The sequence below is a fragment of the Providencia sp. JUb39 genome, from assembly GCF_012272845.1.
GTDB classification, from domain to species: Bacteria; Pseudomonadota; Gammaproteobacteria; order Enterobacterales; family Enterobacteriaceae; genus Providencia; species Providencia lanzhouensis.
The window spans coordinates 3,427,120-3,451,564 of record NZ_JAAWXD020000001.1 but is presented as its reverse complement, the minus strand read 5'-3'; the positions used below and the strand labels follow the sequence as shown (position 1 = coordinate 3,451,564).

Annotated in this window: 20 protein-coding genes and 2 pseudogenes; 20 read left to right on the top strand and 2 right to left on the bottom strand. The window is 45.3% G+C overall.

Going from position 1 to position 24,445, the window contains the following annotated elements:
* The first annotated feature begins 274 nt into the window (after nt 1-274).
* The 17 genes from hypF to HFU86_RS15935 all read left to right on the top strand — a co-directional run bounded on the left by hypF (nt 275) and on the right by HFU86_RS15935 (nt 17,962).
* Complete coding sequence (gene hypF, locus HFU86_RS16015) at nt 275-2,557, top strand: carbamoyltransferase HypF (RefSeq protein ID WP_187129648.1); 2,283 nt, start codon at nt 275-277, stop codon at nt 2,555-2,557.
* Between the two features lie 618 nt (nt 2,558-3,175).
* A complete protein-coding gene (hybO, locus tag HFU86_RS16010; protein WP_036956217.1) occupies nt 3,176-4,294 on the top strand; it encodes a hydrogenase 2 small subunit in 1,119 nt (372 codons plus the stop codon).
* A 2-nt stretch (nt 4,295-4,296) separates the two neighbouring features.
* On the top strand, nt 4,297-5,337 hold the full coding sequence (gene hybA / locus HFU86_RS16005; protein WP_132496564.1) for a hydrogenase 2 operon protein HybA: 1,041 nt from the start codon (nt 4,297-4,299) through the stop codon (nt 5,335-5,337).
* Nucleotides 5,324-6,511, top strand: coding sequence for a Ni/Fe-hydrogenase cytochrome b subunit (gene hybB / locus HFU86_RS16000; protein ID WP_187129647.1), 1,188 nt, complete (start codon nt 5,324-5,326; stop codon nt 6,509-6,511). The genes hybA and hybB overlap by 14 nt, the downstream gene beginning before the upstream one ends.
* A complete protein-coding gene (gene hybC / locus HFU86_RS15995; protein ID WP_108478454.1) occupies nt 6,508-8,211 on the top strand; it encodes a hydrogenase 2 large subunit in 1,704 nt (567 codons plus the stop codon). The genes hybB and hybC overlap by 4 nt, the downstream gene beginning before the upstream one ends.
* Nucleotides 8,211-8,705 carry a HyaD/HybD family hydrogenase maturation endopeptidase gene (locus HFU86_RS15990; protein ID WP_132496563.1) on the top strand — a complete coding sequence of 165 codons (495 nt, stop codon included), beginning with the start codon at nt 8,211-8,213 and terminating at the stop codon, nt 8,703-8,705. Before hybC ends, HFU86_RS15990 begins: the two co-directional genes overlap by 1 nt.
* Before the next feature lie 7 nt (nt 8,706-8,712).
* On the top strand, nt 8,713-9,198 hold the full coding sequence (hybE, locus tag HFU86_RS15985; protein ID WP_108478511.1) for a hydrogenase-2 assembly chaperone: 486 nt from the start codon (nt 8,713-8,715) through the stop codon (nt 9,196-9,198).
* The gene (gene hypA / locus HFU86_RS15980) at nt 9,198-9,539 is read left to right on the top strand and encodes a hydrogenase maturation nickel metallochaperone HypA (RefSeq protein ID WP_006659165.1); all 342 of its coding nucleotides are present in this window, start codon (nt 9,198-9,200) and stop codon (nt 9,537-9,539) included. Before hybE ends, hypA begins: the two co-directional genes overlap by 1 nt.
* A gap of 126 nt (nt 9,540-9,665) precedes the next feature.
* Nucleotides 9,666-10,745, top strand: coding sequence for a hydrogenase nickel incorporation protein HypB (gene hypB / locus HFU86_RS15975; protein WP_187129646.1), 1,080 nt, complete (start codon nt 9,666-9,668; stop codon nt 10,743-10,745).
* Nucleotides 10,736-11,032 carry a hydrogenase maturation factor HybG gene (hybG, locus tag HFU86_RS15970; RefSeq protein WP_036956233.1) on the top strand — a complete coding sequence of 99 codons (297 nt, stop codon included), beginning with the start codon at nt 10,736-10,738 and terminating at the stop codon, nt 11,030-11,032. Before hypB ends, hybG begins: the two co-directional genes overlap by 10 nt.
* Nucleotides 11,016-12,128: a hydrogenase formation protein HypD gene (hypD, locus tag HFU86_RS15965; RefSeq protein ID WP_108478456.1), complete on the top strand. Its 1,113-nt coding sequence runs from the start codon at nt 11,016-11,018 to the stop codon at nt 12,126-12,128. The genes hybG and hypD overlap by 17 nt, the downstream gene beginning before the upstream one ends.
* Nucleotide 12,129: 1 nt before the next feature.
* Complete coding sequence (gene hypE / locus HFU86_RS15960) at nt 12,130-13,155, top strand: hydrogenase expression/formation protein HypE (protein ID WP_187129645.1); 1,026 nt, start codon at nt 12,130-12,132, stop codon at nt 13,153-13,155.
* 69 nt (nt 13,156-13,224) lie between these two features.
* Nucleotides 13,225-14,805 carry an ABC transporter substrate-binding protein gene (locus HFU86_RS15955; protein WP_132496560.1) on the top strand — a complete coding sequence of 527 codons (1,581 nt, stop codon included), beginning with the start codon at nt 13,225-13,227 and terminating at the stop codon, nt 14,803-14,805.
* Nucleotides 14,805-15,773, top strand: a complete 969-nt coding sequence (locus HFU86_RS15950) for an ABC transporter permease (RefSeq protein ID WP_132496559.1) — start codon at nt 14,805-14,807, stop codon at nt 15,771-15,773. Before HFU86_RS15955 ends, HFU86_RS15950 begins: the two co-directional genes overlap by 1 nt.
* Nucleotides 15,770-16,582 (top strand): ABC transporter permease, encoded by an 813-nt coding sequence (locus HFU86_RS15945; RefSeq protein WP_108478459.1) that lies wholly within the window; start codon nt 15,770-15,772, stop codon nt 16,580-16,582. The genes HFU86_RS15950 and HFU86_RS15945 overlap by 4 nt, the downstream gene beginning before the upstream one ends.
* Entirely contained in the window at nt 16,576-17,361 is a 786-nt protein-coding gene (locus HFU86_RS15940; protein WP_187129644.1) for an ATP-binding cassette domain-containing protein, read from the top strand. Before HFU86_RS15945 ends, HFU86_RS15940 begins: the two co-directional genes overlap by 7 nt.
* Nucleotides 17,362-17,365: 4 nt before the next feature.
* Nucleotides 17,366-17,962: an ATP-binding cassette domain-containing protein gene (locus tag HFU86_RS15935; RefSeq protein ID WP_187129643.1), complete on the top strand. Its 597-nt coding sequence runs from the start codon at nt 17,366-17,368 to the stop codon at nt 17,960-17,962.
* Here HFU86_RS15935 and HFU86_RS15930 read toward each other — a convergent pair whose 3' ends face one another.
* Nucleotides 17,963-18,856: a LysR family transcriptional regulator gene (locus HFU86_RS15930; protein WP_132496556.1), complete on the bottom strand. Its 894-nt coding sequence runs from the start codon at nt 18,854-18,856 to the stop codon at nt 17,963-17,965.
* Between the two features lie 98 nt (nt 18,857-18,954).
* On the opposite strand from HFU86_RS15930, the pseudogene HFU86_RS15925 reads away from it, so the two are divergent.
* The 3 genes and pseudogenes from HFU86_RS15925 (at nt 18,955) to HFU86_RS15915 (ending at nt 22,330) form a co-directional block, all read left to right on the top strand.
* Nucleotides 18,955-20,286: pseudogene (locus HFU86_RS15925) on the top strand (MFS transporter).
* Nucleotides 20,287-20,679 (top strand): hypothetical protein, encoded by a 393-nt coding sequence (locus HFU86_RS15920; protein WP_132496554.1) that lies wholly within the window; start codon nt 20,287-20,289, stop codon nt 20,677-20,679.
* Between the two features lie 181 nt (nt 20,680-20,860).
* Nucleotides 20,861-22,330 carry an MFS transporter gene (locus HFU86_RS15915; RefSeq protein WP_187129642.1) on the top strand — a complete coding sequence of 490 codons (1,470 nt, stop codon included), beginning with the start codon at nt 20,861-20,863 and terminating at the stop codon, nt 22,328-22,330.
* Nucleotides 22,331-22,551: 221 nt separating this feature from the next.
* On the opposite strand, the pseudogene rpoD reads toward HFU86_RS15915, so the two are convergent.
* Nucleotides 22,552-24,420: pseudogene (rpoD, locus tag HFU86_RS15910) on the bottom strand (RNA polymerase sigma factor RpoD); the annotation flags it as partial.
* Nucleotides 24,421-24,445: the final 25 nt, after the last annotated feature.

Here is a 24,445-nt window from a genome sequence, read left to right as displayed (position 1 = left end):
ATTATTTATCTGTCTGGTTTGATTTCGTTTTTTTTGAAATTTATTTTTGATTTTTAATTATAGGGTACATTTGTTTTTATTGGTGGAATAATGATTAATTTATTTTCGTCTTTTAATTGATTATTTGAAAATGAATAAAATTTTATTTTTAAAATAAAGTTTCGAACTCATATGCCATAAGAAAACTTAAAAACGCTTTATTTTTTGATCTGAACTCAGGTTATTTATACGTAGAAGCGCGAGAATAGCATCTCAGTCACCAGAGGGCATTCGAGTGAAAAACGGCATACAGTTACGTATCAAAGGAAAGGTTCAAGGGGTTGGATTCCGGCCTTATGTCTGGCAGCTTGCCCATCAATGCGCCTTGAATGGCGACGTCTGTAATGATGGCGAAGGTGTACTGGTGCGCCTACTAGAGACTGCGGATATCCCTTTGTTTACCAAGCTGCTATACCAACATTGCCCGCCGCTTGCGCATATTGAATCTATTCAACCTCAGCCTTTTCAATGGGATGAGTTGCCAGAAAAATTCACGATCCGCCATAGCGGAGCAGGGCGCATGGATACTCAAGTTATCCCCGATGCTGCAACTTGCAAAGCCTGCCGTGACGAACTGTTTGACCCTGCGAATCGTCGCTATCATTACCCGTTTGCAAACTGCACCCATTGCGGTCCTCGTTTTACTATTATTCGTCAAATGCCCTATGACCGACCAAATACCTCAATGGCGGCATTTCCTTTATGCCCTGAATGTCAGCAAGAATATGAAAACCCAGCAGACAGACGTTTTCATGCTCAGCCAAATGCTTGTGCGACCTGTGGTCCTGAAATCCAGCTGTGTGATAAGAATGGCAAGGTTCTAGCCATTCACCATCAAGCCTTAGAACAAACGGCGGCTGACTTATTGAATGGCAAAATTGCAGCGATTAAAGGGCTTGGCGGTTTTCACCTTGCGTGTGATGCCACTAATTTCCATGCAGTTGAACAATTGCGTCAACGTAAACACCGTCCCAGCAAACCTCTGGCGGTAATGATCCCATCCCTCAACTGGCTAAAAGACCAAGGGGTTGATGTCACTGAAGGTTTACGTGCGTTACTTGAAAGTGCGGCGGCACCGATTGTCCTTATTCACGGATGGAAAAATAGCGTATTAAGCGAAAATATCGCACCACATTTGCGGGAAGTGGGGGTAATGCTACCTTCCAACCCGCTGCAACATTTGCTGATGGCGCAGGTGAATAGGCCATTAGTGATGACCTCAGGAAATGCATCGGGCAAACCTCCGGTACTCACGGAGCAAGCGGCTTTCACGGATTTAGCAAATATTGCAGACATTTGGCTGATGCATAATCGCGATATTGTGCAACGGGCGGATGACTCTTTAGTACGTTACCATGCCGGAAAAGCGGAAATGTTACGCCGAGCCCGAGGTTATGTACCGGATGCTATTGACCTTCCAGCGGGCTTTGAAAACTCACCGTCTATTTTGGCGCTAGGTGCGGATTTAAAAAATACCTTTTGTTTGCTTAGAGATAAAAGTGCGGTGATGAGCCAGCATTTAGGTGATTTAGACGATATTGATATTTACCAACAATATCAGCAATCTATTGCACTATTTGAGTCGATTTATCGATTTAAACCTGAATACCTAGTGGGGGATATGCACCCCAATTATGTTAGTCATCGTTACGGTAATACCTTAAGTGACCAACTGAATATCCCGATGATGCACGTTCAGCATCATCATGCTCATATTGCGGCGGTGATGGCGGAATATGGCATTCCGTTAGGTAATGAAAAAGTAATTGGTTTGGCGCTGGATGGTCTCGGTTTCGGTGATGATAACCGGCTGTGGGGTGGTGAGTGCTTACTTGTCGATTATACCTCTAGCCAACACCTTGGTGGATTACCACCAGTTGCTATGCCGGGTGGGGATTTAGCGTCTCGCCAGCCATGGCGTAATTTATTGGCTCATCTAGAAAAATTTGTGCCTGATTGGCAAGCTCAGCCGATCTCATTGGAGCTTGCCCCTTTTGCTTATCCACTATTACAAAAAGCAATTGCTAGAAAGCTTAACTGCCCAACCGCTTCGTCGGCAGGACGATTATTTGATGCTATCGCAGCGGCATTAGGGATTTGCCCTCAGCAAACCAGTTGGGAAGGCGAGGGGGCTTGTCAGTTAGAAGCGTTAGCATTGCAAAGCTCAGTTCAGCAGCATCCCGTCACAATGCCGGTGGTGGATAATCAATTGGATTTAACCACCTTTTGGCATGAATGGTTGGCTTATGATGCGCCGAGAGCGGAACGAGCACATGCTTTTCATCAAGCCTTGGCGAAAGGATTTGCGGATTTAGCGCTGCAACAAGCGAAACGGTATGGCATTCAACAAGTGGTGCTGTCTGGTGGCGTTCTGCATAACCAATTATTGCGCCATTTGCTAATAGAGAAACTTCAGCCTCTTGAGGTATTACATGCTCGTCAATTACCGATGGGAGATGGTGGGCTTGCATTAGGGCAAGTTGCGATCGCTACCGCAATATTGAAAAAAAATAACTGAGAATAATAGTCAGGCTTTATTTGTTTTTATTAGACATATATTAATAAATAAATTTAGCTTTATTTATTTTTGATATTAATTCTTATTTAATATAATTGATATCAATTCTTATTTGTTTTTACCAAAATAGTCATTATTGAAATAAGACGTTACTCGAAATTCGGTTAATTATACTTGTCTATAAGATCTAATGGATGAGCTTTTATTTTAACATCATGATATAACAACGTTTTGTTATCTTTTTTAACATTTTAACTCCCATTTTTTTAAACAAATTGAAATCAGTATGAAAAGTTAAATAATCTTTTAACTCGTCGCTGAATCGATTTTTCTATCATAAATTTAAAAAAGACCAAATTTCTTATTGGCTCTTGATGAAGATCAAGTGATTAAAAAGCGGTAGGACTAGGATCTCATTTATATTTACACATCAGGTAATTCTAATAAGGCCTCAGCTTATTAGGTGTAATTGGTGAAGCGATTTTGAATACAAATAATACCTAAATTCCTATGCATATTTCTAATATGTGGCGGATTTTATTTATTTTTTGAATGCAAAATCGTAAAGAAAAATAGCCTAATAAATAGGCTCTAAGCCACTCATAATAGGAAATAGAAATGGCAGGAGATAACTCTATTCTTTCTCCCCATGGCATTAATCGCCGTGACTTTATGAAGTTGTGTACAGCGCTTGCTGCGACAATGGGGTTAAGTGGAAAAGCCGCCGCTCAAATGGCTGATGCGGTGAGTGATCCAGAACGTCCACCCGTCATTTGGATTGGTGCTCAAGAGTGTACAGGATGCACAGAATCGTTGCTGTGTGCGACTCACCCAACCCTCGAAAATTTAATTCTCGATACCATTTCTCTCGAATATCACGAAGTTCTCTCTGCGGCTTTTGGTGAGCAGGTTGAAGAGAACAAGCACAATGCTATTGAAAAATATAAAGGTAAGTATGTTTTAGTGGTCGATGGTTCGATTCCACTGAAAGATGATGGCATTTACTGCATGGTGGCAGGAAAACCTATCGTTGAGCATATCCGCATGGCAGCTGAAGGTGCGGCTGCGATTATTGCTATCGGCTCTTGCGCTTCTTGGGGCGGGGTTGCTGCGGCAGGGGATAACCCAACAGGCGCGGTTGGCTTAAATGAAGTTATCAAAGATAAGACCGTTATCAACATTCCGGGTTGCCCGCCAAACCCACATAACTTCTTAGCAACAGTTGCCCACCTGATCACCTATAACCGTCCACCAGCGTTGGATAGCAAAAATCGTCCAATGTTCGCGTATGGTCGATTAATTCATGAACACTGTGAACGCCGTCCACACTTTGATGCGGGGCGCTTCGCAAAAGAGTTCGGTGATGCTGGTCACCGTGAAGGTTGGTGTTTATACCATTTAGGCTGTAAAGGGCCAGAAACTTACGGCAACTGTTCAACCCTACAATTTTGTGACGTTGGCGGCGTGTGGCCAGTGGCAATCGGGCATCCATGCTACGGCTGTAACGAAGAAAATGTGGGCTTCCACAAAGGTATCCACCAATTAGCGAATGTGGAAAACCAAACACCACGTTCCGAAAAACCGGATTTGAATAACAAAGAAGGTGGACAAGTTTCTGCAACTGCCGTGGGCTTGATCGGTGGTGTAGTCGGTCTGGTGGCGGGTGTCAGTGTGATGGCTGTGCGTGAGTTAGGGCGTCAAAAACGTCAAAATGATACCAACTCACGGGGAGAATAACCGTGGATAGACGAAATTTCCTTAAGCTCTCAGCTGGGGGAGCGCTGCTTGCAAGCACCACTTCGCCGAGCTTGGCGGGAGCGGAAAATAGGCCGCCAATTCCAAATGCGTTGGGCATGTTGTATGACTCGACACTCTGTGTTGGGTGCCAGGCGTGCGTCACCAAGTGTCAGGATATTAACCATCCTGAGCGCAACCCTGTTGGTCCTCAAACATGGTCAAACAATGACAAACTGACGCCATACACCAACAACGTGATCCAAGTTTGGAGCGATGGCTCAGGCTTGCATAAAGATCAGGAAAAAGATGGCTACGCCTACATTAAAAAACAGTGTATGCACTGCGTTGATCCTAACTGCGTCTCTGTTTGCCCTGTTTCTGCGCTCACCAAAGATCCGAAAACAGGCATCGTGCATTACGACCCAGATATCTGTACGGGTTGTCGGTATTGTATGGTGGGTTGTCCATTCAACATTCCTAAATATGCTTATGACGACAAATTTGGTGCAATTCATAAATGTGAATTGTGTAACCAAAAAGGCGTAGAACGCTTAGATAAAGGCGGTTTACCGGGTTGTGTTGAAGTGTGCCCAACAGGTGCGGTGATTTTTGGTACCCGTGAAGAGCTTCTCGCCGAAGCGAAAAAACGTTTATCGCTGAAAGCGGGTGAAGAGTATGGCTTCCCTCGCCAAACTGTCCATCACAATGACCCGAACGTGATGCCAGCACCGAAATACCAGCAGCATATTTACGGTGAATTGGAAGGTGGTGGTACTCAGGTCATGGTGCTTTCTGGTGTGCCATATCAAAACCTGGGACTACCAGAGTTAGATGAGCTGGCAACTGGCGCACGCTCTGAAAATGTTCAGCACACCTTGTATAAAGGCATGGTTCTCCCTCTCGCGGCATTAGCGGGACTGAGTTTCTTAGTGTATCGCAATACCAAGAATCATGATTCTCATGACGACAAGTCTCATGGCAATAAAACGCATGACGACCAAAATCCTAAGGACAAGGGGGACGACTCTAATGGCAACGCATGATAAAGAACAGCCGCTAGGTGGGCGTTTAGTCAGTTGGCCAGTGATTGTATTCGGACCGTTTGTCATCCTGTGCCTGATTTTGATTGTAAAACGTTTAGTGTTTGGTCTGGGTTCAGTCTCTGACCTGAACGGCGGATACCCATGGGGGATCTGGATTGCCTTCGACTTACTGATTGGTACCGGTTTTGCCTGTGGTGGATGGGCGTTGGCGTGGGCAGTGTATGTCTTTAACCGCGGTGAATATCACCCGTTAGTACGTCCTGCACTGCTGGCGAGTCTATTTGGTTACTCTCTCGGTGGTTTATCTATCACCATCGACGTGGGTCGCTACTGGAACCTGCCTTATTTCTATATTCCAGGGTACTTTAATACCAACTCTGTGCTGTTTGAAACCGCAGTGTGTATGACTATCTACATCGGTGTCATGGCGCTGGAGTTTGCCCCTGCAATTTGTGAACGCTTTAATTGGAAAGTGTCATTAAAACGCCTGAATAAAGTGATGTTTTTCATCATCGCATTGGGCGCGTTACTGCCAATGATGCACCAATCTTCTATGGGTTCACTGATGATTGCCGCAGGGCACAAGGTTCATCCGATTTGGCAAAGCTATGAAATGTTGCCGTTATTATCGCTACTGACCGCCTTTATTATGGGTTTCTCCATTGTGATTTTTGAAGGTTCTTTATTGCAGTCAGCGTTAAAAGGGCAAGGGGCTGATGAACGACCTCTGTTTGTTAAGTTAACCAATATCCTTCAAGTGTTCTTAGTGCTGTTTTTGGTTTGCCGTTTCGGTGAACTGATTTACCGCGGCAAGATGCACTATGTGATGGCGATGGATTTCTACGCCATGATGTTCTGGATTGAGACTGCATTAATGGTGATCCCGCTGATTATCTTCCGTATTCCATCCCTGCGTACTGACTCAAGATGGTTATATATCAGTGGATTAAGCATGTTACTGGGTTCTGCGCTATGGCGTATGAGCTACTCACTGATCGCATTCAATCCTGGCGGTGGATATGACTATTTCCCAACCGCAGAAGAGATATTAATTTCCATCGGTTTTGTGGCCATCGAGGTGTGCGCATACATCTTGTTAGTTCGCCTATTACCGATTATTCCAGCAATAAAAAAATCTAATTCAAGTCCTTCTCAGGCCCGAGGTAAAGCATGAGCCAACGTATAACTATCGACCCGGTAACTCGTATCGAAGGTCACTTACGCATTGATTGCGAAATCGAAGATGGAAAAGTCACTAAAGCATGGGCATCCGGCACCATGTGGCGTGGTATGGAAGAGATTGTAAAAGGGAAAGATGCCCGCGATGCATGGATGATCATGCAGCGTATTTGTGGGGTTTGTACCACGGTTCACGGGATTATTTCTGTGCGTACCATTGAAAGCGCACTGAATCTTGAAGTACCTGTTAACGCGCAATATATCCGTAATATGATTTTGGCGGCGCATACTATCCAAGACCATATTGTGCATTTCTATCAGTTATCTGCGCTGGACTGGGTAGACATTACTTCTGCATTAAAAGCTGACCCAACCAAAGCGGCGAACATGCTTAAAGGGGTCTCTACATGGTCGTTAAACAGCCCTGAAGAGTTCACCCGTGTTCAAAACAAAATCAAAGATTTAGTCGCCAGCGGTCAGTTAGGTATTTTTGCTAACGGCTATTGGGGTCACCCTGCGATGAAATTGTCGCCAGAAGTGAACTTAATTGCGGTGGCTCACTACCTGCAAGCGCTGGAATGCCAGCGTGATGCTAACCGTATCGTGGCACTGCTGGGCGGTAAAACACCGCATATTCAAAACTTAGCGGTGGGCGGTGTGGCTAACCCAATCAACCTTGATGGTCTTGGGGTGCTTAACCTTGAGCGCTTAATGTATGTGAAATCCTTTATTGACCGTTTAGGGGATTTTATCGAGCAAGTGTACAAAATCGACGCGGCAGTAATCGCATCGGGTTACCCAGAATGGTTAGAAATGGGTAAAGGGGCCAAACACTATATGTGTGTGCCTGAAATGCCAATGGACAACAAAAATGGCAGCTTCTTGTTACCGGGTGGTTATCTGGAAAATGGGGATTTCAGTACTTATCGCCCAATCACTAGCCACACTGATGAATACCTGATTAACGGTATTAAAGAGAGCAGCAAGCACGCATGGTACAAAGATAACGAGCCGCAAGCCCCTTGGGAAGGTACCACTATTCCTGACTACACTGGCTGGGAAGATGACGGTAAATACTCTTGGGTTAAAGCACCAACCTTCTACGACAAAACCGTGGAAGTGGGTCCATTAGCTGACTTGCTGTGCAAACTGGCAGCGAAACATGAGCCAACTGAAAAACACTTTAATGACGTCGTCGGTTTATACCAAACCTTAACAGGCAACACGATCACTAAAGACCAGCTCGAATCAACATTAGGTCGCATTATTGGTCGTACAGTTCGTTGCTGCGTATTAAACGAAACTTTGTCTATTCAATGGCAAGCGCTGGTGGATAACATTGGTAAAGGCGATCACACCACCTTTATCAAACCAAACTTCCCACAAGATACGGTGATTAAAGGGGTTGGTTTTGGTGAAGTGCCTCGTGGTCTGTTATCCCACTGGGTGGTGGTAAAAGACGGTAAAATTGAAAACTATCAAGCGGTTGTTCCATCTACATGGAACTCGGGTCCACGTAATTTCAATGATGAACCAGGTCCTTATGAGCAAGCGCTAGTCGGAACTACGGTGGCAGACCCATCTAAACCATTGGAAGTCGTCAGAACGATCCACTCCTTCGACCCATGCATGTCTTGTGCGGTGCATATCGTCGATACAGAAGGCTCCGAAGTGACCAAGGTGAAGGTGCTGTAATGCGTATATTAGTCTTAGGTGTTGGCAATATTTTGCTGAGTGATGAAGGTATCGGTGTGCGTATTGTTGAAGCACTCGAAGAGCGTTATCACTTACCAGAATGTGTTGAGGTATTGGATGGTGGAACGGCAGGCATGGAGCTGATTGGCGCTATGGCGGATCGTGACCATCTGATTATTGCGGATGTGGTGCTGTCGAGTCAGCAGCCCGGTAGCATTTTGGTACTGCGCGATGCTGAAGTACCCGCGCTGTTTACCCGTAAAATCTCACCCCATCAGTTAGGGCTTTCCGATGTGTTATCGGCGCTGCACCTAACCGATGAGTTTCCAAAGCGTCTGACACTGGTGGGGATTGTGCCTGAGTCTTTAGAGCCAGCAATTGGTTTAACAGAAACGGGGCAAGCCGCATTAGAACCTGCACTGCAAAAAGTGATTGAAGTGCTACGCAGTGAAGGGTTAGAGATTATCGCAAAAGAAGAGTGTCTCCATGCCTAATGAATCCATGCCAAAAGAAATCCAAGGTTACTCTCAAAACCCGCAGCCTTTAGTTCAGGCTGCTTTTGAACGAGTTGCTCAGCAATCGATGCATGATTTGTCCTTCTTGCATCCGACGATGGGCATCTATGCCAGTGCATTTTCGTTATTTGAAAATCAATGGGTAGGGGCGGTTATCACCCCTTGGATGTTGAGTGCGATCATCCTGCCGGGTCCTGACCAATATTGGGAGCATCGTGTTGTTGGGGAGAAACTTGGTTTGATTCTTCCTTACGGCGAAATGACTTACACCGTTGGGGAACTGGAAGGGCTAACTCAATATTTGGCGTGTTCATTAATGTCGCCATTAGACAGAAAGCTAACTGCAACGCAGGGTGAACATCTGGCTGATGACTGCGCGCGGATGTTGCTCTCTTTACCTGTGACGGATCCTAATGTCCCTAAATCGCCGGAACGTCGCGCTGTGTTCGCTCGTTATCTGGGAGACCAATAATGCATGAAGTCTCTTTATGCCAAAGTGCTGTTGAGATCATTGAACAGCAAGCTAGACAGCATCAGGTGAAAAAGGTGACCGGCGTTTGGTTGGAAATTGGCGCGCTCTCTTGTATTGAAGAGAGTGCCCTTCGTTTTTGTTTTGATATCGCGTGCCGCGGAACCGTGGCACACGGTAGTCAATTGCATATCCTGTATCGTCCTGCTCAAGCATGGTGTTGGGATTGTAGTGAAAGTGTTGATGTCCACACTCACGACGCCGCTTGCCCTAAATGTCACGGTTTTAACCTCAAAGTTGAGAACGGTGACAGCCTGCGAATCAAAGAATTAGAAATCGAATAGATTTTTGATCTAAGAACCTTTTGTGTGATTTAGAGCGAAAATTGTGAATTGACCTTGCGGTGAATCAACCTATTTTTCTGATGTTGCACTAAGCTAACTTCATCACTCACTTATGGAGTAATCATTATGTGTAGTACTTGTGGCTGTGCTTCGGGAGAGCGCAGAATTGAAGGTGATGAGCATCAACATCACCATGATCATGACCACCACCATGGACATGATCACCATCATTCTCATGGGCATGCCCATGATCATCATGACCACGACCATCATCACCATGACCACAGTCATGCAGCAGAACATAGTGGTAAAACGGTGATTATTCATCACCATTATTATCATCAAGGTGATGTGAACCACTACTATCAATCTGAGCCCGAAACCTGTGGTGTGAAGATTGAAAAACATAAGCATAAACATAAGCACGAGCATCCGCATTCCCATGCTCATGATCATAGCCATGAAGCGGAATCCACTTTTGCCCCCGCAGGTGACCACCATGACCTAGATTATGGACAAGGTGAAGCGGGAACTCATGCGCCGGGCATTAGCCAAAAACGCATGTTACAAATTGAGATGGATGTTCTGGATAAAAATAACCATCTAGCCGAGCACAATCGCGAAGATTTTGCGGCAAAAAATATTTTGGCATTGAATCTCGTTTCAAGCCCTGGCTCCGGTAAAACTACCTTACTGACTGAAACTCTGTTACGTCTGCGTGATAAATTGAACTGCGCGGTGATTGAAGGGGATCAGCAGACTACCAATGATGCTCAGCGTATTCGTGAAACTGGCGTGCCAGCGATTCAAGTGAATACAGGCAAAGGCTGCCACTTAGATGCACAAATGGTGCATGATGCGGTTGACCGTTTAGGTTTAGATGAGAACAGCCTGCTATTTATTGAAAACGTTGGGAACTTAGTCTGCCCAGCAAGTTTTGATTTGGGTGAACGTCATAAAGTCGCGGTGCTGTCTGTCACTGAAGGTGAAGACAAACCCTTAAAATACCCGCATATGTTTGCGGCATCTGACATTATGATCCTTAATAAAATCGACTTACTGCCGTACCTGCATTTTGATGTAGAAGCCTGTATTGCCAATGCAAAACGGGTGAATCCGAACATTCAAGTGATCAAAGTCTCTGCCACTAGCGGTGAAGGGATGGATGCTTGGTTAGCATGGCTGGAGACTCAGCTATGTGCTTAGGAATACCGGGTAAAATTGTCGCGGTAGGTGAAGATGTCCACCAATTGGCGCAAGTTGACGTCTGTGGCGTGAAACGCGACGTGAACATTGGGCTAATTTGTGAAGGTGACACCGCGGATCTGCTAGGTCAATGGGTCTTGGTACACGTTGGCTTTGCAATGAGTGTGATTAACGAAGAAGAGGCTCAAGCCACCCTTGATGCGTTAACGGCGATGAGTCAGTTAGACCATGAAGTGGGGGACTTTACAGGGCTAAATTCGGGAGCAACAGATGCAGTACGTCGATGAGTTTCGCGACCCTGCCTTGGCAAAAGCTTTATTGGCGCATATCCGCAAGCGTATTGCGGATATCCCAAGAGCCAAGCAGCGCCCATTACAGTTAATGGAAGTGTGTGGTGGTCATACCCACGCTATCTTCAAGTTTGGTATTGACCAACTTCTTCCTCCTGAAATTGAATTTGTGCACGGACCGGGTTGCCCAGTCTGTGTACTACCGATGGGGCGAATTGATGGCTGCATTGAAATTGCTGAACGTCCTGAAGTGATTTTCTGCACCTATGGCGATGCGATGCGTGTGCCGGGTAAAAATGGTTCTTTGCTGGACGCGAAACGCCGCGGGGCAGATGTGCGGATCGTTTATTCACCTTTAGACGCGTTAAATCTTGCTCAGCAAAACCCTGAACGTGAAGTGGTGTTTTTCGGTTTGGGATTTGAAACCACCATGCCGAGTACCGCGCTGACGCTACAACAAGCGCGTCTGCGTCAAGTGAAAAACTTTTCGGTATTTTGCCAACATATCACCATTATCCCAACCCTTCGCAGCCTACTTGAACAGCCTGATGTGCGCATTGATGGCTTCCTTGCGCCAGGTCACGTCAGTATGGTGATTGGGGCTCATCCTTATCAATTTATTACCCAAGAATTCCATAAACCGCTGGTAGTTACAGGGTTTGAACCTCTCGATATTTTGCAATCCCTCGCCATGTTGGTGGATCAAATTGCGGATGGTCGCTGTGAGGTGGAAAACCAATACAAGCGTATCGTGGCGGATGAAGGCAATCTGTTGGCGTTAAAAGCCTTGGACGATGTGTTTGAATTGAAAGCCACCAGTGAGTGGCGCGGATTGGGGGAAATTGCAGGTTCAGGTGTGCAGTTAACTCTTGATTACCAAACCTTTGATGCAGAGCTGCGTTTTAATATCCAGCCTCATCAAGTATCAGATGACCCTCAAGCGCGTTGTGGTGATGTGCTCACGGGGCGCTGTAAACCAAATGAATGCCCGCTGTTTGGGCAACGTTGTACACCACAAACGGCATTTGGCGCGTTGATGGTCTCTTCTGAAGGAGCCTGCGCTGCGTATTACCAATATCGTCGGGAGGCGTAAAATGAGCTCGGATTCTAAAAACGTGGTCACTATGGCTCATGGTAGTGGTGGCTTAGCCATGCAGCAGCTGATTGAACAGCTGTTTTTACAGGCTTTCGCTAACCAAGCTCTCGATGAACGTGAAGACCAAGCGCGGCTTTCTCTCGCAGAAATGACCGCATTAGGTGACCGTTTAGCATTCAGTACCGACAGCTATGTGATTGACCCTATTTTTTTCCCCGGCGGCAATATTGGGAAACTGGCAGTTTGCGGTACGGTGAATGATGTAGCGGTTAGCGGTGCTATTCCTAAATACCTCTCCTGTGGTTTTATCCTTGAAGAAGGTCTGCCACTGTCAGATTTGCAAACCATTGTGGAATCCATGGCGGCAACCGCTAAAGCGGCGGGAGTGCAGATCGTGACGGGAGATACCAAGGTTGTACAGCGTGGCGCGGCGGATAAAGTGTTTATCAATACTGCGGGTATTGGCGTGATCCCAACCGAAATTCATTGGGGCGCTCAGCAAATTCAAGCGGGGGATAAAGTGATTGTCAGTGGAACACTGGGCGATCATGGTGCGACCATTTTAAACTTGCGTGAACAGCTAGGTCTGGAAGGTCAGCTTAGTAGTGATTGCGCGGTTTTAACCCCGATTATTGAGCCTTTACGTGATATTGATGGTGTACGCGCTCTGCGTGATGCCACTCGTGGTGGTGTAAATGCCATTTTGCATGAATTTGCACAAGCCAGCGGCTGCGGTATTTCCATCAATGAAGGGGATTTGCCCGTTTCTTCCGCCGTTCGTGGAGTGTGCGAGTTATTAGGTTTAGAACCCCTTAATTTTGCTAACGAAGGCAAATTAGTGATTGTGGTGAAACCCGATGCTGAACAGCAAGTTTTAGCCGCATTACATCAACATCCATTAGGCGTTAATGCCAAAACCATTGGTTGTGTGACAGAGAATAAACAGGTGAAGCTGGTGGGCATTTTTGGTGCTTCCCGACTGTTAGACTTGCCGCATAGCGAGCCATTACCTCGAATTTGTTAGTTATTTGGACCCTAAAAACGGTACCTAAAAACGGTACTGAAATGAAAAAATCACCGATTAGAGGGATATATGATTAAAAAATTAGCGGTTGCCATGTGTTTAATGGGATTAACCCTGCAAGCACAAGCGGCTGAGCCCGCATCATCGACACACACTTTACGACTTGCCATTGGCGCAGAACCCACAGAAGGTTTTGACCCAATGTTGGGTTGGAGCCACGGTAGTTACTTGCTCCTGCATAGCCCGCTCTTAAAGCAAAAAGCGGATCTTTCTTGGCACAGTTATATGCTCGAAAGCTACACGCACAATGCGGATGGTAAAGAGTGGATACTGACCTTGAAAAAGGATCTGAAATTCTCGGATGGTTCACCGTTAACGGCAAAGGATGTGGTCTTCAGCTACAACAATGCGGCGGCGAGTGGCGGTAAAGTGGATATGGGCAACTTCGCGAAAGCCGAAGAAATCGACCCGCTGACCGTGAAAATCACGTTATCCTCCCCACAAAGTACCTTTATCAACGTGTTGGGATCGTTAGGGATCGTCTCTGCGGATAAGTACGATGCAAAAACTTACGCGCATAAGCCGATTGGGGCAGGTCCATACCGTTTAGTGGCTTTCCAACCAGGTCAACAACTGATTGTTGAGCAAAACCCATACTATGCCGGTCCTAAAAATGATTACGGCAAAATGGTGTTTGTGTTCCTTGATGAAGATGCCGCATTTGCTGCTGCTCAGAGCGCTCAGCTTGAGGTTGTGCGTATTCCACCTGCCGTGGCAAGCAATGCCAATAATGTCCCTAACATGAAGCTAATTGAGCGTTATAGCGTGGAAAACCGCGGGATCTCATTCCCAATTCCACCTGCTGGCGAAAAAGATGCTCAGGGCAACCCAATCGGTAACGATATCACCTCTGATGTCGCTATTCGTAAAGCCATTAACTACGCATTAGACCGCAAGCTGCTGGCGGAATCTGTTCTTGAAGGCTTTGCTGTTCCGGCTTATACCGGTGTTGCCGGGTTACCTTGGAATAACCCTAAATCGTCATTCAAAGATGGGGATTTAGATAAAGCGAAGGCCATTTTGGAAGAGGCTGGCTGGAAGCTGAATAAAGACGGCTTGAGAGAGAAAAATGGCAAAGTAGCGAAATTAACTCTGTGGTATGCCAGTGGTGACACAACTCGCCGCGATTTAGCGCAAGCCATTCGTTCAAGCTTAAAACCGCTCGGTATTGAAATGGAGTTGAAATCAGGTAGTTGGGAAACGGTTGAATTGCATATGCATGCTAACCCGACATTGTTTGGTTGGGGCAGCCTCGACCCAATGGAGTTGGTCCATAACTACAGCAGCAAAGCTGCGGGTGTCGGTTTCTATAACGCCGGTTACTATAAAAACCCTGCGGTGGATGAAATTATCGAAGAAGCATTGCGTCAGCCAGACCAGGATGCCGCCATCCCGTTATGGCAGCAAGTGGACTGGAATGGCAAAGTGGGCGTTGGCATCCAAGGGGATGCAGCATGGGCTTGGTTGATGAATGTTCAGCATATTTACTTATCAAATCAATGTGTTGATTTAGGTAAAAGTGCTCCTGAAATTCACGGCTCTTGGTCTGTGTTGAATAACGTCGATGAATGGAAGTGGACTTGTAAGTAATGCGAACAACCTTTGGGCTTTTATTGCGATTTATCTGCTTATTAACGGTAACCGCGCTGGGGATTTTTATCCTGTTAAGTTACTCGCCGATTGATCCGATCAAAGCCTATATAGGTAACGATTTGATGCATGTACCCCCAGAACAATACCCGCTGATTGCGGCGCGCTGGGGGCTTGACCAACCGCTCTGGATGCAGTTCTGGCGTTGGTTTTCACAAATGCTTCAAGGGGATTTGGGGTATTCGATGTTGTACAATACCCCTGTTTTACAAGTGATTTCTGACCGTATTGTTCCGTCACTGGCTTTGCTCGGCAGTGCGTGGGTATTTTCCGGCGTGGTCGGGTTCGGACTTGGGTTAGTTGCAGGGCGCTATTTAAACCGCTGGCCTGACAAAATCATTTCGGCATTTTGTTATTTACTCGCTTCAATTCCCGTCTTTTGGATAGGTTTATTGCTGCTTTCCTTGTTTGCGGTTTCTTTAAAATGGGCGCCAATTTGCTGTGCATGGCCAATAGGTCTCGATGAGCAGACCGCCACATTCTCACAAAAAGTTCAGCATTTAATTTTACCCGTCATTGCCCTTGGCATGTTGGGCGTGGGTACCATTGCCTTACACACCCGCGCCAAAGTGGCTGAAGTGATGAATAGCGAATTTATTCATTACGCACAAGCGCAAGGGGATAAAGGCTGGTCAATGATGGGCTTTCATGTGGTTAAACACGCTATCACGCCTGCGATTTGCTTGCAGTTTGCCTCTGTCGGCGAGCTTTTTAGTGGCGCATTGTTGGCGGAGAAAGTGTTTGCGTACCCAGGGTTAGGACAAGCTACCATTGATGCTGGATTACGCGGAGATGTGCCATTGTTAATGGGGATTGTGATGCTGTGCGCCGTGCTGATTTTCTTCAGTAATACAATGGCGGATTTGCTATTGAAACGGGTGAATAAGGGAGTGATAAGAGAATCATGACCTATAATCCTAATCGCGCTCTGATCAAACTAATTCTTTCATTAAGTTGCCTGATTTTATTAGGTGGCTACGCCTTTTGGCTGCTTTCGTCTGATATTGAAATGAGCTTGCTCGATAGGCGACAGGCGCCGTCATTACTGCACTTATTTGGGACAGATAATTTAGGGCGCGATTTATTTGAGCGTACATTTCAAGGGCTTGCTACCAGTTTACAAATTGGTTTAACCGCGTCGATAACCAGCGGCATTATCGCCTTGGTGATGGCAGGGTTATCTTCGCTCAATAAAAGCATGGATTATGTAGTACGCGGTATTATTGATGCGCTCCTTGCTCTACCACATTTACTGCTATTGGTGCTGATCTGCTTTACGCTGGGTGGCGGAAAGATGGGGGTGATTTGGGCGGTGGCATTAACCCACTGGCCTAAACTGACATTAATCTTGCGTTCAGAACTGTTGCGAGTTCAGCAAACCGATTACATCATGCTATCCCATCGTATAGGTAACAGCGCGTTTGAGCGTTTACGCTACCATTATTTACCGATGTTGCTTCCTCAATGGATGGTCGGGACATTATTAATGTTTCCGCATTCTGTGTTACATAGTGCCGCATTAAGTTTCCTCGGGTTCGGGCTAGCTCCTCATGAGCCATCGCTGGGTATTTTGCTTTCTGAAGCGTTACGTTATTTGAGTACTGGTGCATGGTGGATGGTCGTTTTCCCCGGTGCGGCATTGATGGGGTTAGTTCTACTATTTGACCAATTTGCGAAATCGGCTCAACAATTGTGGTTAAGGGGAGCAACATGCTGAAATTTGAAAATCTGACCATTGATGTGGCGCAATATCGTTGGTTGGGCAAAAAGCAATGGTCTCCACTACTGCAAGATATTTCGCTAGATATTCAACCTGGTGAAATGGTGGCGCTAATTGGCGGTAGCGGTGAAGGTAAAAGCTTATTACTACAAAGCGCATTAGGATTATTGCCAGAGAATATGCGCTGCAAAGGGAATATCGAACTGAATGGTCAAGCCCTGACGGAGAAAACCAAATCTCAGTATCGCGGGAATTCGTTGTGCTATGTGCCCCAAGGGGTGAGTGCGTTAAATCCATTAATTCAGATTGGTCCTCAGCTCGAACGCGCCGCGGTACTCAGTGGGCAGCATATAAAAAAGCACGATGTGGCACGACACCTACAAGAATACAGTTTGCAATCGAGCCTAGTGAATCACTACCCAAGCCAGCTATCAGGAGGAATGGCAAAAAGGGTATTGGCGAGCAGCGCCACACTTTCACGTGCGGAATATATTCTCGCCGATGAGATCTCTTCATGGCTGGATGATGAACATGCGGTGCAATTACTCGATAATATTAAATCCCTGTGTCGAGATGGTCGCGGTGTGTTATGGGTGACTCATGATCTTTCTATGGCGGTGCGTTTCGCCGATCGTGTGGCACTACTGCGTAATGGTGCGCTTGAAGAAGTACTGAGTAGTCAAAAGCTCAAACAAGGTGGTGGCGGACAATGGATCCAATCTTTATGGAATGCCCTGCCTGAACATCAATTTATGATGTTGGATGAGTGGAGGTAGCGGGATGCTAGAGATTCAAAATCTGCGTATTGAGCAAGCGGGTAGGACATTGTGGGATAACCTGAATTTGTCATTAGCAGACAATGAACGGCTGGGTATTTCCGCTCCCAGTGGATTTGGGAAAACGACGCTAGGACGTGTGCTGGGTCAGTGGCAACAACCAACACACGGACAAATTTTATTGAATGGTGCGCCAGTTCCCCATCGAGGTTATTGCCCAATCCAGCTAGTCCCCCAGCACCCAGAAAAAAGCTTTAATCCCTATCGTACCGTGGGTTCTAGTGTTCGTGATGCGTGGGAACCGGATGCCCAATGGTTAGATTATTTTTCCATCAAACCGCAATGGTTAGAGCGACGCCCCAGCGAGTTATCTGGTGGAGAACTGGCGCGGGTAGCTTTACTTCGCGCTCTCGATCCTCGTACCAAAGTGTTGATCGCCGATGAAATCACAGCCCAATTAGATGCCCATCTTCAAAAGGAAGTGTGGCAGCATTTGATCCGTATTTCACAGCAACGCCCCCTAGCGATGATTATTTTTAGCCACAATAAAGCGCTGCTAGAGAAAGTGTGTACCAAGGTGTGGACAGTGGCGGGTGTATAGTCACTGCTGTATTTTATCGACTAAAAACTCAATAAATGCCCGTGTCTTGGCGGGTAGAGTCTGGGTATTGGGATAAAGCAATTGAATGTTTTGTTTCGGTAGCTCGAATTCAGGCAACAACCGCACTAATCGCTGTGCTTTTAAATCTTCTTCAACCAGCCACGCTGGGCAAATAGCCGCACCTAATGAGGCTAATGCCAACTGTCGGATGGTTTCTGCTGAATTGGATTCATATCGGCTGTTTAATAGGGGTAACCCAAACTTTTCGCCGTGACGATTCTGCAGAATATATTGGCTATCTTGCAAATTCAGTAACGAATGTGTGACCCAAGGAATATGCGCTAAGTCCTCGATATTTATAATGGAGTATTGATTGGCAAACTGGGGGGTGGCGACCAAATAAATTGCATATTCTCCGAGCTTACGGGATTTTAATGAGGAGTTTTTTAAATTCCCTAATCGAATCGCAATATCGAGCTTTTCAGCTAATAGGTCATCAAAGGAAGAGTTAAAACTGTATTGTAGGCGTAGTTGAGGATATTGCCGGCAAAATGCTGGGAGTAAAGGCAAAATATAGCGTTGCCCAAATTCATTGGTTGAAGAGAAACGTAATGTGCCAGTTATGCTGGTTGCTAAATTTTGGCTTCTCTCAAAGGCTTCCTCTATCTGTAATTGAATCCGTTTAAAATCATCATAAAAATATTTCCCCACCTCAGTGAGTGCAATATTGCGGGTATTTCGCACCAATAAGCTGACATTTAAGCTCTTTTCAAGCTGTTTAACATCAATACTGACCATCGAACGGCTTAGCTCTAAGATCTCTGCGGCTTTGGTAAATGAACCCGAGTCTACAACTTGAAGAAAGCTGGTAATTTGCTTGAGATTTTTTTGCATAATCCATTCGATTGTTTGATTGTGTTAAACAATGATTTTACTTCCTTTGCATCGACAGGAGAAGGGCTGCACTCTACTCTTGGCGACTGGAGGTAGCTATGTCATACCGTTATCAAATCACTACAGTATTTCTTCTCGGCTTTTTCATTGATTGTATTAATATTTTTATGTCTGCCATTGCATTGCCAGATATCGCTTCGGCATTTTCGGCGAGCCAGTCGATGGTCTCTTGGGTGGCGAATGCCTATATTTTAGGGCTAGTGCTCATTATGCCTGTTAGCCTGTGGTTAGCGGGTCGTTTGGGGGAGCGTAAGCTACTTACTTACTCGATGCTGCTATTTTCCCTTTCCGTTGGGTTATGTGGATTTAGTGATTCTATTTATAGTTTGATTTTCTGGCGCTTTATTCAAGGAATTGCTGGGGGGTTATTAATTCCAGTTGGGCAGGCTTTAGTATTTGCTCTATTTCCTAATCAAGAACGCCAAAAGATATCCACGATGATCATGACGGTTGCTTTAATTGCCCCAGCATTTTCTCCGGCAATTGGTGGCATGATTATCGATTTTCTTTCTTGGCGGTGGGTATTCTTTGCTAATCTTCCGTTCTCATTGCTGGCGGCATTGTTGGCTTGGTGCTGGGTAAAATCCAGTGAAAAGCAGGTGCGAGAAAAGCCCGATATTATTGGCTTGCTGTTAGTCAGTTTTAGTTTACTGGGCTTATTAATGTCATTCTCCCTTTATAATGATAACCAAAGTTTAGCCCTCGCATTGTTGAGTTTTTCGCTTTCTGCCGCTTTGCTGATTGTATATTTACAGTACGCAAAAAAATGCCGAGCACCGGTTCTAAACCTGAAATTACTCAAGAATTATAATTTACGTAATGGTTTTATTGTTTATTACGCGGTGCCGGGAATTTTTACGGGCGTTAATTTACTGAATATTTTTAATCTACAAAACAATATCGGATTTAATGCACAACAAACGGGCCTATTTATGCTGGTGTATGCGGTAGGTGCACTGATTTCTATGGTAACTGGCGGCTATTTTTATCATCGTCTAGGTAAGCGAAGCCTATTTATTGCGGGTATCGTTGTGCATAGCATTGGGATCTTGACTCTGTTTTGGGTCGATAACCAAAGCTAATTACTGTTGCTCATTATGGCTTATTTATTAATGGGAACAGGCGGTGGGATCAGTGCGAATACGGCGCAAATTAGTGCATTAATAGACTTTAAAGATAAGGATTTATTGCAAGGTAGTGTGTTGTGGAATATTAACCGTCAGGTGGCTTTTAGTGTGGGGACGGTGGTATTAATTTCCTTCTTTAACCTTATTTCATTTTCATCAGAGTTAGTTCGTTATCAATATACGTTTTTCATTGCAGCTATTCTGGGGCTGCTATCGTTAATTTCAGTCATTAAGGGGAAATAGATGGACGCTAAAATGTCGCTGGCAGTACAAAGTGTAATTGATTTACATGTGGTCATTGAGGATGTATTTACAGGGCGCAATCAGGGTGAGAGTTTACCGCTTTTACTGAATAGCTTTGCTCCTGATTTTAAAATGGTCACGATCCAAGGGCAGGGGATCGCCCACAAAGATGTCATTGCGTTGTTTAGTCAACTTGCTGGCAAAAAGCCTCATTTGACCATCACAATTCAGAATATAGTGCCAATACAGCAGTTAGGAAGTGATTGCTGGATACAGTACCAAGAATTGCAGACCAATGAAGGCGTTTCGTCGTTACGAATTTCAACTGCGTGTATCCATGTTGAAAATGAAATGTGCACTTGGAAATACCTGCATGAAACACCAGTAAAATAACCTAAATTTTGAAAAAATAGTTACTTAGTGGAATATGAAACGGTCAATAGACCGTTTTTTTATATTTAGCTAACAAAGAATTTTTCATTTTAATTACAAATGATTTTTATTCTCAATATTGATTGACCGTCGGTCAGTTGCGATCTAACATGCGGAAAAGATCGAGAATGGGAATAAGAGAATGAAACGAATTTTTTTGATTATCGCGGTGTGCTTGGGAACGTTTATGGCGACGCTCGATATCAGCATTGTGAATGTCGCACTCCCTGCAATAGGGCAAGAACTCTCCACAAATTTATCGATGTTACAATGGGTTATAGATTCCTATGCATTGTGCTTATCGGCATTGATTCTCTCCGTTGGGCCTTTAAGCGATCGTTATGGGCGTAAGAGTGTATGGTTGGTGGGGATCGCAATATTTACGCTGGGGTCGTTAATTTGTGCTTTGGCGTCAAATATCCAATGGCTGCTATTTGGACGAGCAATCCAAGGCATTGCCGCCGCAGCGCTGATCCCTGGGGCGCTATCTATTATTACGCAGGCATTTAGTAATGATATTGAGCGAATTAAAGTCATTGGTATCTGGTCGGCAGTTAGCGCGTTATCACTGATTATTGGTCCTATCTTAGGGGGTTTTCTGGTAGATACCTTTGATTGGACAACCATCTTTATCATTAATATTCCGATTGGTTTGCTGACTTTGGTGTTGGGGGTATTAGGGATTACGGAAAGTGCTGATCCTGATAAAGCGGCTTTAGATCCTGTAGGTCAGTTGCTGAGTATTGTTGCTCTTGGGGGGATCACTTATGGGTTAATTGAAGCAGGGGACCTCGGTTGGAATAACCCATCGACTTTGGGAAGCTTAGCGCTTGGTACAGTGGCATTATTAGGTTTTGTTGCTGTGGAAATGAAAGTGCCACGCCCTTTATTGCCGTTGTATCTATTCAAGAAAAATTCTGATTTTTTTCAATATAATATGGCGTCATTTGCTCTCGGGTTTGCCACCTACAGTAATGTATTTTTTATCGCGCTGTTCTTACAGAAAGGGCAAGGTTGGGGAGCATTTGAAGCGGGTTTACGGATGGCGCCAGAATTTATCGCGATGGCACTGTTTTCATTCAGTTTTGGTCGGCTTTCCGGGCGATACAGTGTCCGTAACATTATGATTATTGGCTTCTTGCTGATAGCTCTGTCATCCATATTATTGACGCGAGTGAATACGGATACAGACTATTTCCCTATTGCAGTGACGTTATTTATTTTGGGGGCGGGCATGGGAATGGCGACGCCGGCAATAGGTGCATTGGTGATGTCGAGTGTTGAAAAAGCTTATTCAGGGATAGCATCTGCTGTGATGAATACCTTGAGACAAACGGGCATGACCCTGGGTATTGCCCTGTTGGGAACGTTAATGACTCATCGAGCGGTCGATGTGCTGTTGAGTAACCCCCAGGTCAATAATCAGCTTTCTACTGAGCAGATTATCGAGCTCGTTAACCAATATGGAAATATTTCATCGACGATGATTGAGCAAGCAACGCGCTCAGCCTTTGTTTCGGGATTTAATTTAGCGATGTTTGGTGGAGCGTTGGCCATTTTGCTTTCATTAGCGTTAATGTTTAAATGTCAGCAAAAAATTAAGTGTGAGTGACAGATAAAAAAACACCTGCCGAAGCAGGTGTCAGACCATTGACAAACCCATCAGGTTTGGAAATGGCTCTTTTAGGTTGTAAAACTAACAAGGAAAATCAATTTATTGATTTTCGCCTGATAACACAAAGAGGGAAAAACCACGCTTTTATCCCTCTTTGTCATCAACCAAACACCTGCCGAAGCAGGTGTTTGGTTTTGTAGACTTGAAGACGTTGTAGCTTATTCGTCTAAGAAGCTGCGCAGAACTTCTGAGCGGCTAGGGTGACGTAATTTACGCAGCGCTTTCGCTTCAATCTGACGGATACGCTCACGGGTAACATCGAACTGTTTGCCCACTTCCTCTAAGGTGTGGTCAGTGTTCATGTCGATACCGAAACGCATGCGCAGTACTTTCGCTTCACGTGCAGTTAAGCCAGCCAGAACCTCATGAGTTGCCGAACGTAAGCTTTCTGACGTTGCAGAATCTAACGGTAACTCTAATGTGGTATCTTCAATGAAATCGCCTAAATGTGAATCTTCATCATCACCGATTGGCGTTTCCATGGAGATTGGCTCTTTCGCAATCTTCAGTACTTTACGGATTTTATCTTCCGGCATTAGCATGCGTTCTGCCAGTTCTTCTGGCGATGGCTCACGGCCCATCTCTTGCAGCATTTGACGAGAGATACGGTTCAGTTTGTTGATGGTCTCAATCATGTGAACCGGAATACGGATTGTACGTGCTTGGTCAGCGATAGAACGGGTAATAGCCTGACGGATCCACCATGTTGCATAAGTTGAGAACTTATAACCACGGCGGTATTCAAACTTATCAACCGCTTTCATCAGACCGATGTTACCTTCTTGAATCAAATCAAGGAACTGCAGCCCACGGTTGGTGTATTTCTTCGCGATAGAAATAACCAGACGTAAGTTTGCTTCAACCATCTCTTTCTTCGCACGACGAGCCTTAGCTTCACCGATAGACATGCGACGGTTGATGTCTTTAACCTGTTCGATTGTCAGACCAGTTTCTTCTTCGATTTGACGCAGTCTTTGCAGACAACGCAGAACTTCTTCTTCCACTTCCAGCAGTTTTTCAGACCACGGCTTGTTCATCGCTTTTGCTGCGGTTAACCAAGTTTCGCTGGTTTCATTGCCACTGAATAAGGTGATGAAGTTCTTCTTAGGCATTTTGCACTGTTCAACACACAGTTTCATGATGGTACGTTCTTGCATACGAACGCGGTCCATCATTTCACGCATGTTGTTGACCAGATAGTCAAACTGCTTAGGTACTAAACGGAACTCTTTGAAAACTTCGGACAATTGCTCGATAGCAGCCGCAGTTTTCGCATCGCTACGACCATATTGTTTAATATGGGTGCGAGTTTTTTCATATTGTTCGCGAAGATCAGCGAATTTCTGACGTGCTAACTCAGGATCGATGCTGTTATCGTCATCGCTATCGCTGTCATCGCCGTCTTCATCTTCTTCGTCTTCGTCGTCTTTATCTAACTCTTCTTGTGGAAGTTCAGAACCTACGTGGGTTGCTGTAGGGGCTAAATCTTCTTCCGCATTTGGGTCAACGAACCCAGTGATGAGGTCAGATAAGCGGCTTTCGCCAGCTTCGACGCGGTCATACTGTTCAAGTAAGTAGGTGATAGCCTCAGGGTATTCAGCAACAGAGCACTGAACCTGATTGATACCATCTTCGATACGTTTTGCGATGTCGATCTCACCTTCACGGGTAAGAAGTTCGACAGTTCCCATTTCACGCATATACATGCGCACTGGGTCAGTGGTACGGCCGATTTCACTTTCAACACTGGACAATACTTGAGCTGCAGCTTCAGCCGCATCTTCATCCGTGTCGGAAGTATTTTCAGCCAAAATTAAATCATCGGCATCAGGTGCTTCTTCCATGACTTGGATGCCCATGTCATTAATCATCTGGATGATATCTTCAATCTGATCCGAATCGACGATATCTTCCGGCAGATGGTCGTTTACCTCAGCATAGGTTAAATAACCTTGCTCTTTACCCTTGGTGACGAGTAGCTTAAGCTGTGACTGCGGGTTTTGCTCCATAAGACGGTATCCACACTTCTGAGTATTTAAATTGGTGTCGGTC

Excerpts from the sequence above, each read along its gene's own strand:
- HFU86_RS15950 (WP_132496559.1), top strand. The coding sequence starts at position 14,805 with ATGCGAACAACCTTTGGGCTTTTATTGCGATTTATCTGCTTATTAACG.
- HFU86_RS15920 (WP_132496554.1), top strand. The coding sequence starts at position 20,287 with ATGGACGCTAAAATGTCGCTGGCAGTACAAAGTGTAATTGATTTACAT.
- hybB (WP_187129647.1), top strand. The coding sequence starts at position 5,324 with ATGGCAACGCATGATAAAGAACAGCCGCTAGGTGGGCGTTTAGTCAGT.
- hybC (WP_108478454.1), top strand. The coding sequence starts at position 6,508 with ATGAGCCAACGTATAACTATCGACCCGGTAACTCGTATCGAAGGTCAC.
- HFU86_RS15935 (WP_187129643.1), top strand. The coding sequence starts at position 17,366 with ATGCTAGAGATTCAAAATCTGCGTATTGAGCAAGCGGGTAGGACATTG.
- hypD (WP_108478456.1), top strand. The coding sequence starts at position 11,016 with ATGCAGTACGTCGATGAGTTTCGCGACCCTGCCTTGGCAAAAGCTTTA.
- hybG (WP_036956233.1), top strand. The coding sequence starts at position 10,736 with ATGTGCTTAGGAATACCGGGTAAAATTGTCGCGGTAGGTGAAGATGTC.
- HFU86_RS15990 (WP_132496563.1), top strand. The coding sequence starts at position 8,211 with ATGCGTATATTAGTCTTAGGTGTTGGCAATATTTTGCTGAGTGATGAA.
- HFU86_RS15940 (WP_187129644.1), top strand. The coding sequence starts at position 16,576 with ATGCTGAAATTTGAAAATCTGACCATTGATGTGGCGCAATATCGTTGG.
- hypE (WP_187129645.1), top strand. The coding sequence starts at position 12,130 with ATGAGCTCGGATTCTAAAAACGTGGTCACTATGGCTCATGGTAGTGGT.
- HFU86_RS15930 (WP_132496556.1), bottom strand. The coding sequence starts at position 18,856 with ATGCAAAAAAATCTCAAGCAAATTACCAGCTTTCTTCAAGTTGTAGAC.
- hybO (WP_036956217.1), top strand. The coding sequence starts at position 3,176 with ATGGCAGGAGATAACTCTATTCTTTCTCCCCATGGCATTAATCGCCGT.
- HFU86_RS15955 (WP_132496560.1), top strand. The coding sequence starts at position 13,225 with ATGATTAAAAAATTAGCGGTTGCCATGTGTTTAATGGGATTAACCCTG.
- HFU86_RS15945 (WP_108478459.1), top strand. The coding sequence starts at position 15,770 with ATGACCTATAATCCTAATCGCGCTCTGATCAAACTAATTCTTTCATTA.
- HFU86_RS15915 (WP_187129642.1), top strand. The coding sequence starts at position 20,861 with ATGAAACGAATTTTTTTGATTATCGCGGTGTGCTTGGGAACGTTTATG.
- hypA (WP_006659165.1), top strand. The coding sequence starts at position 9,198 with ATGCATGAAGTCTCTTTATGCCAAAGTGCTGTTGAGATCATTGAACAG.
- hypB (WP_187129646.1), top strand. The coding sequence starts at position 9,666 with ATGTGTAGTACTTGTGGCTGTGCTTCGGGAGAGCGCAGAATTGAAGGT.
- hybE (WP_108478511.1), top strand. The coding sequence starts at position 8,713 with ATGCCAAAAGAAATCCAAGGTTACTCTCAAAACCCGCAGCCTTTAGTT.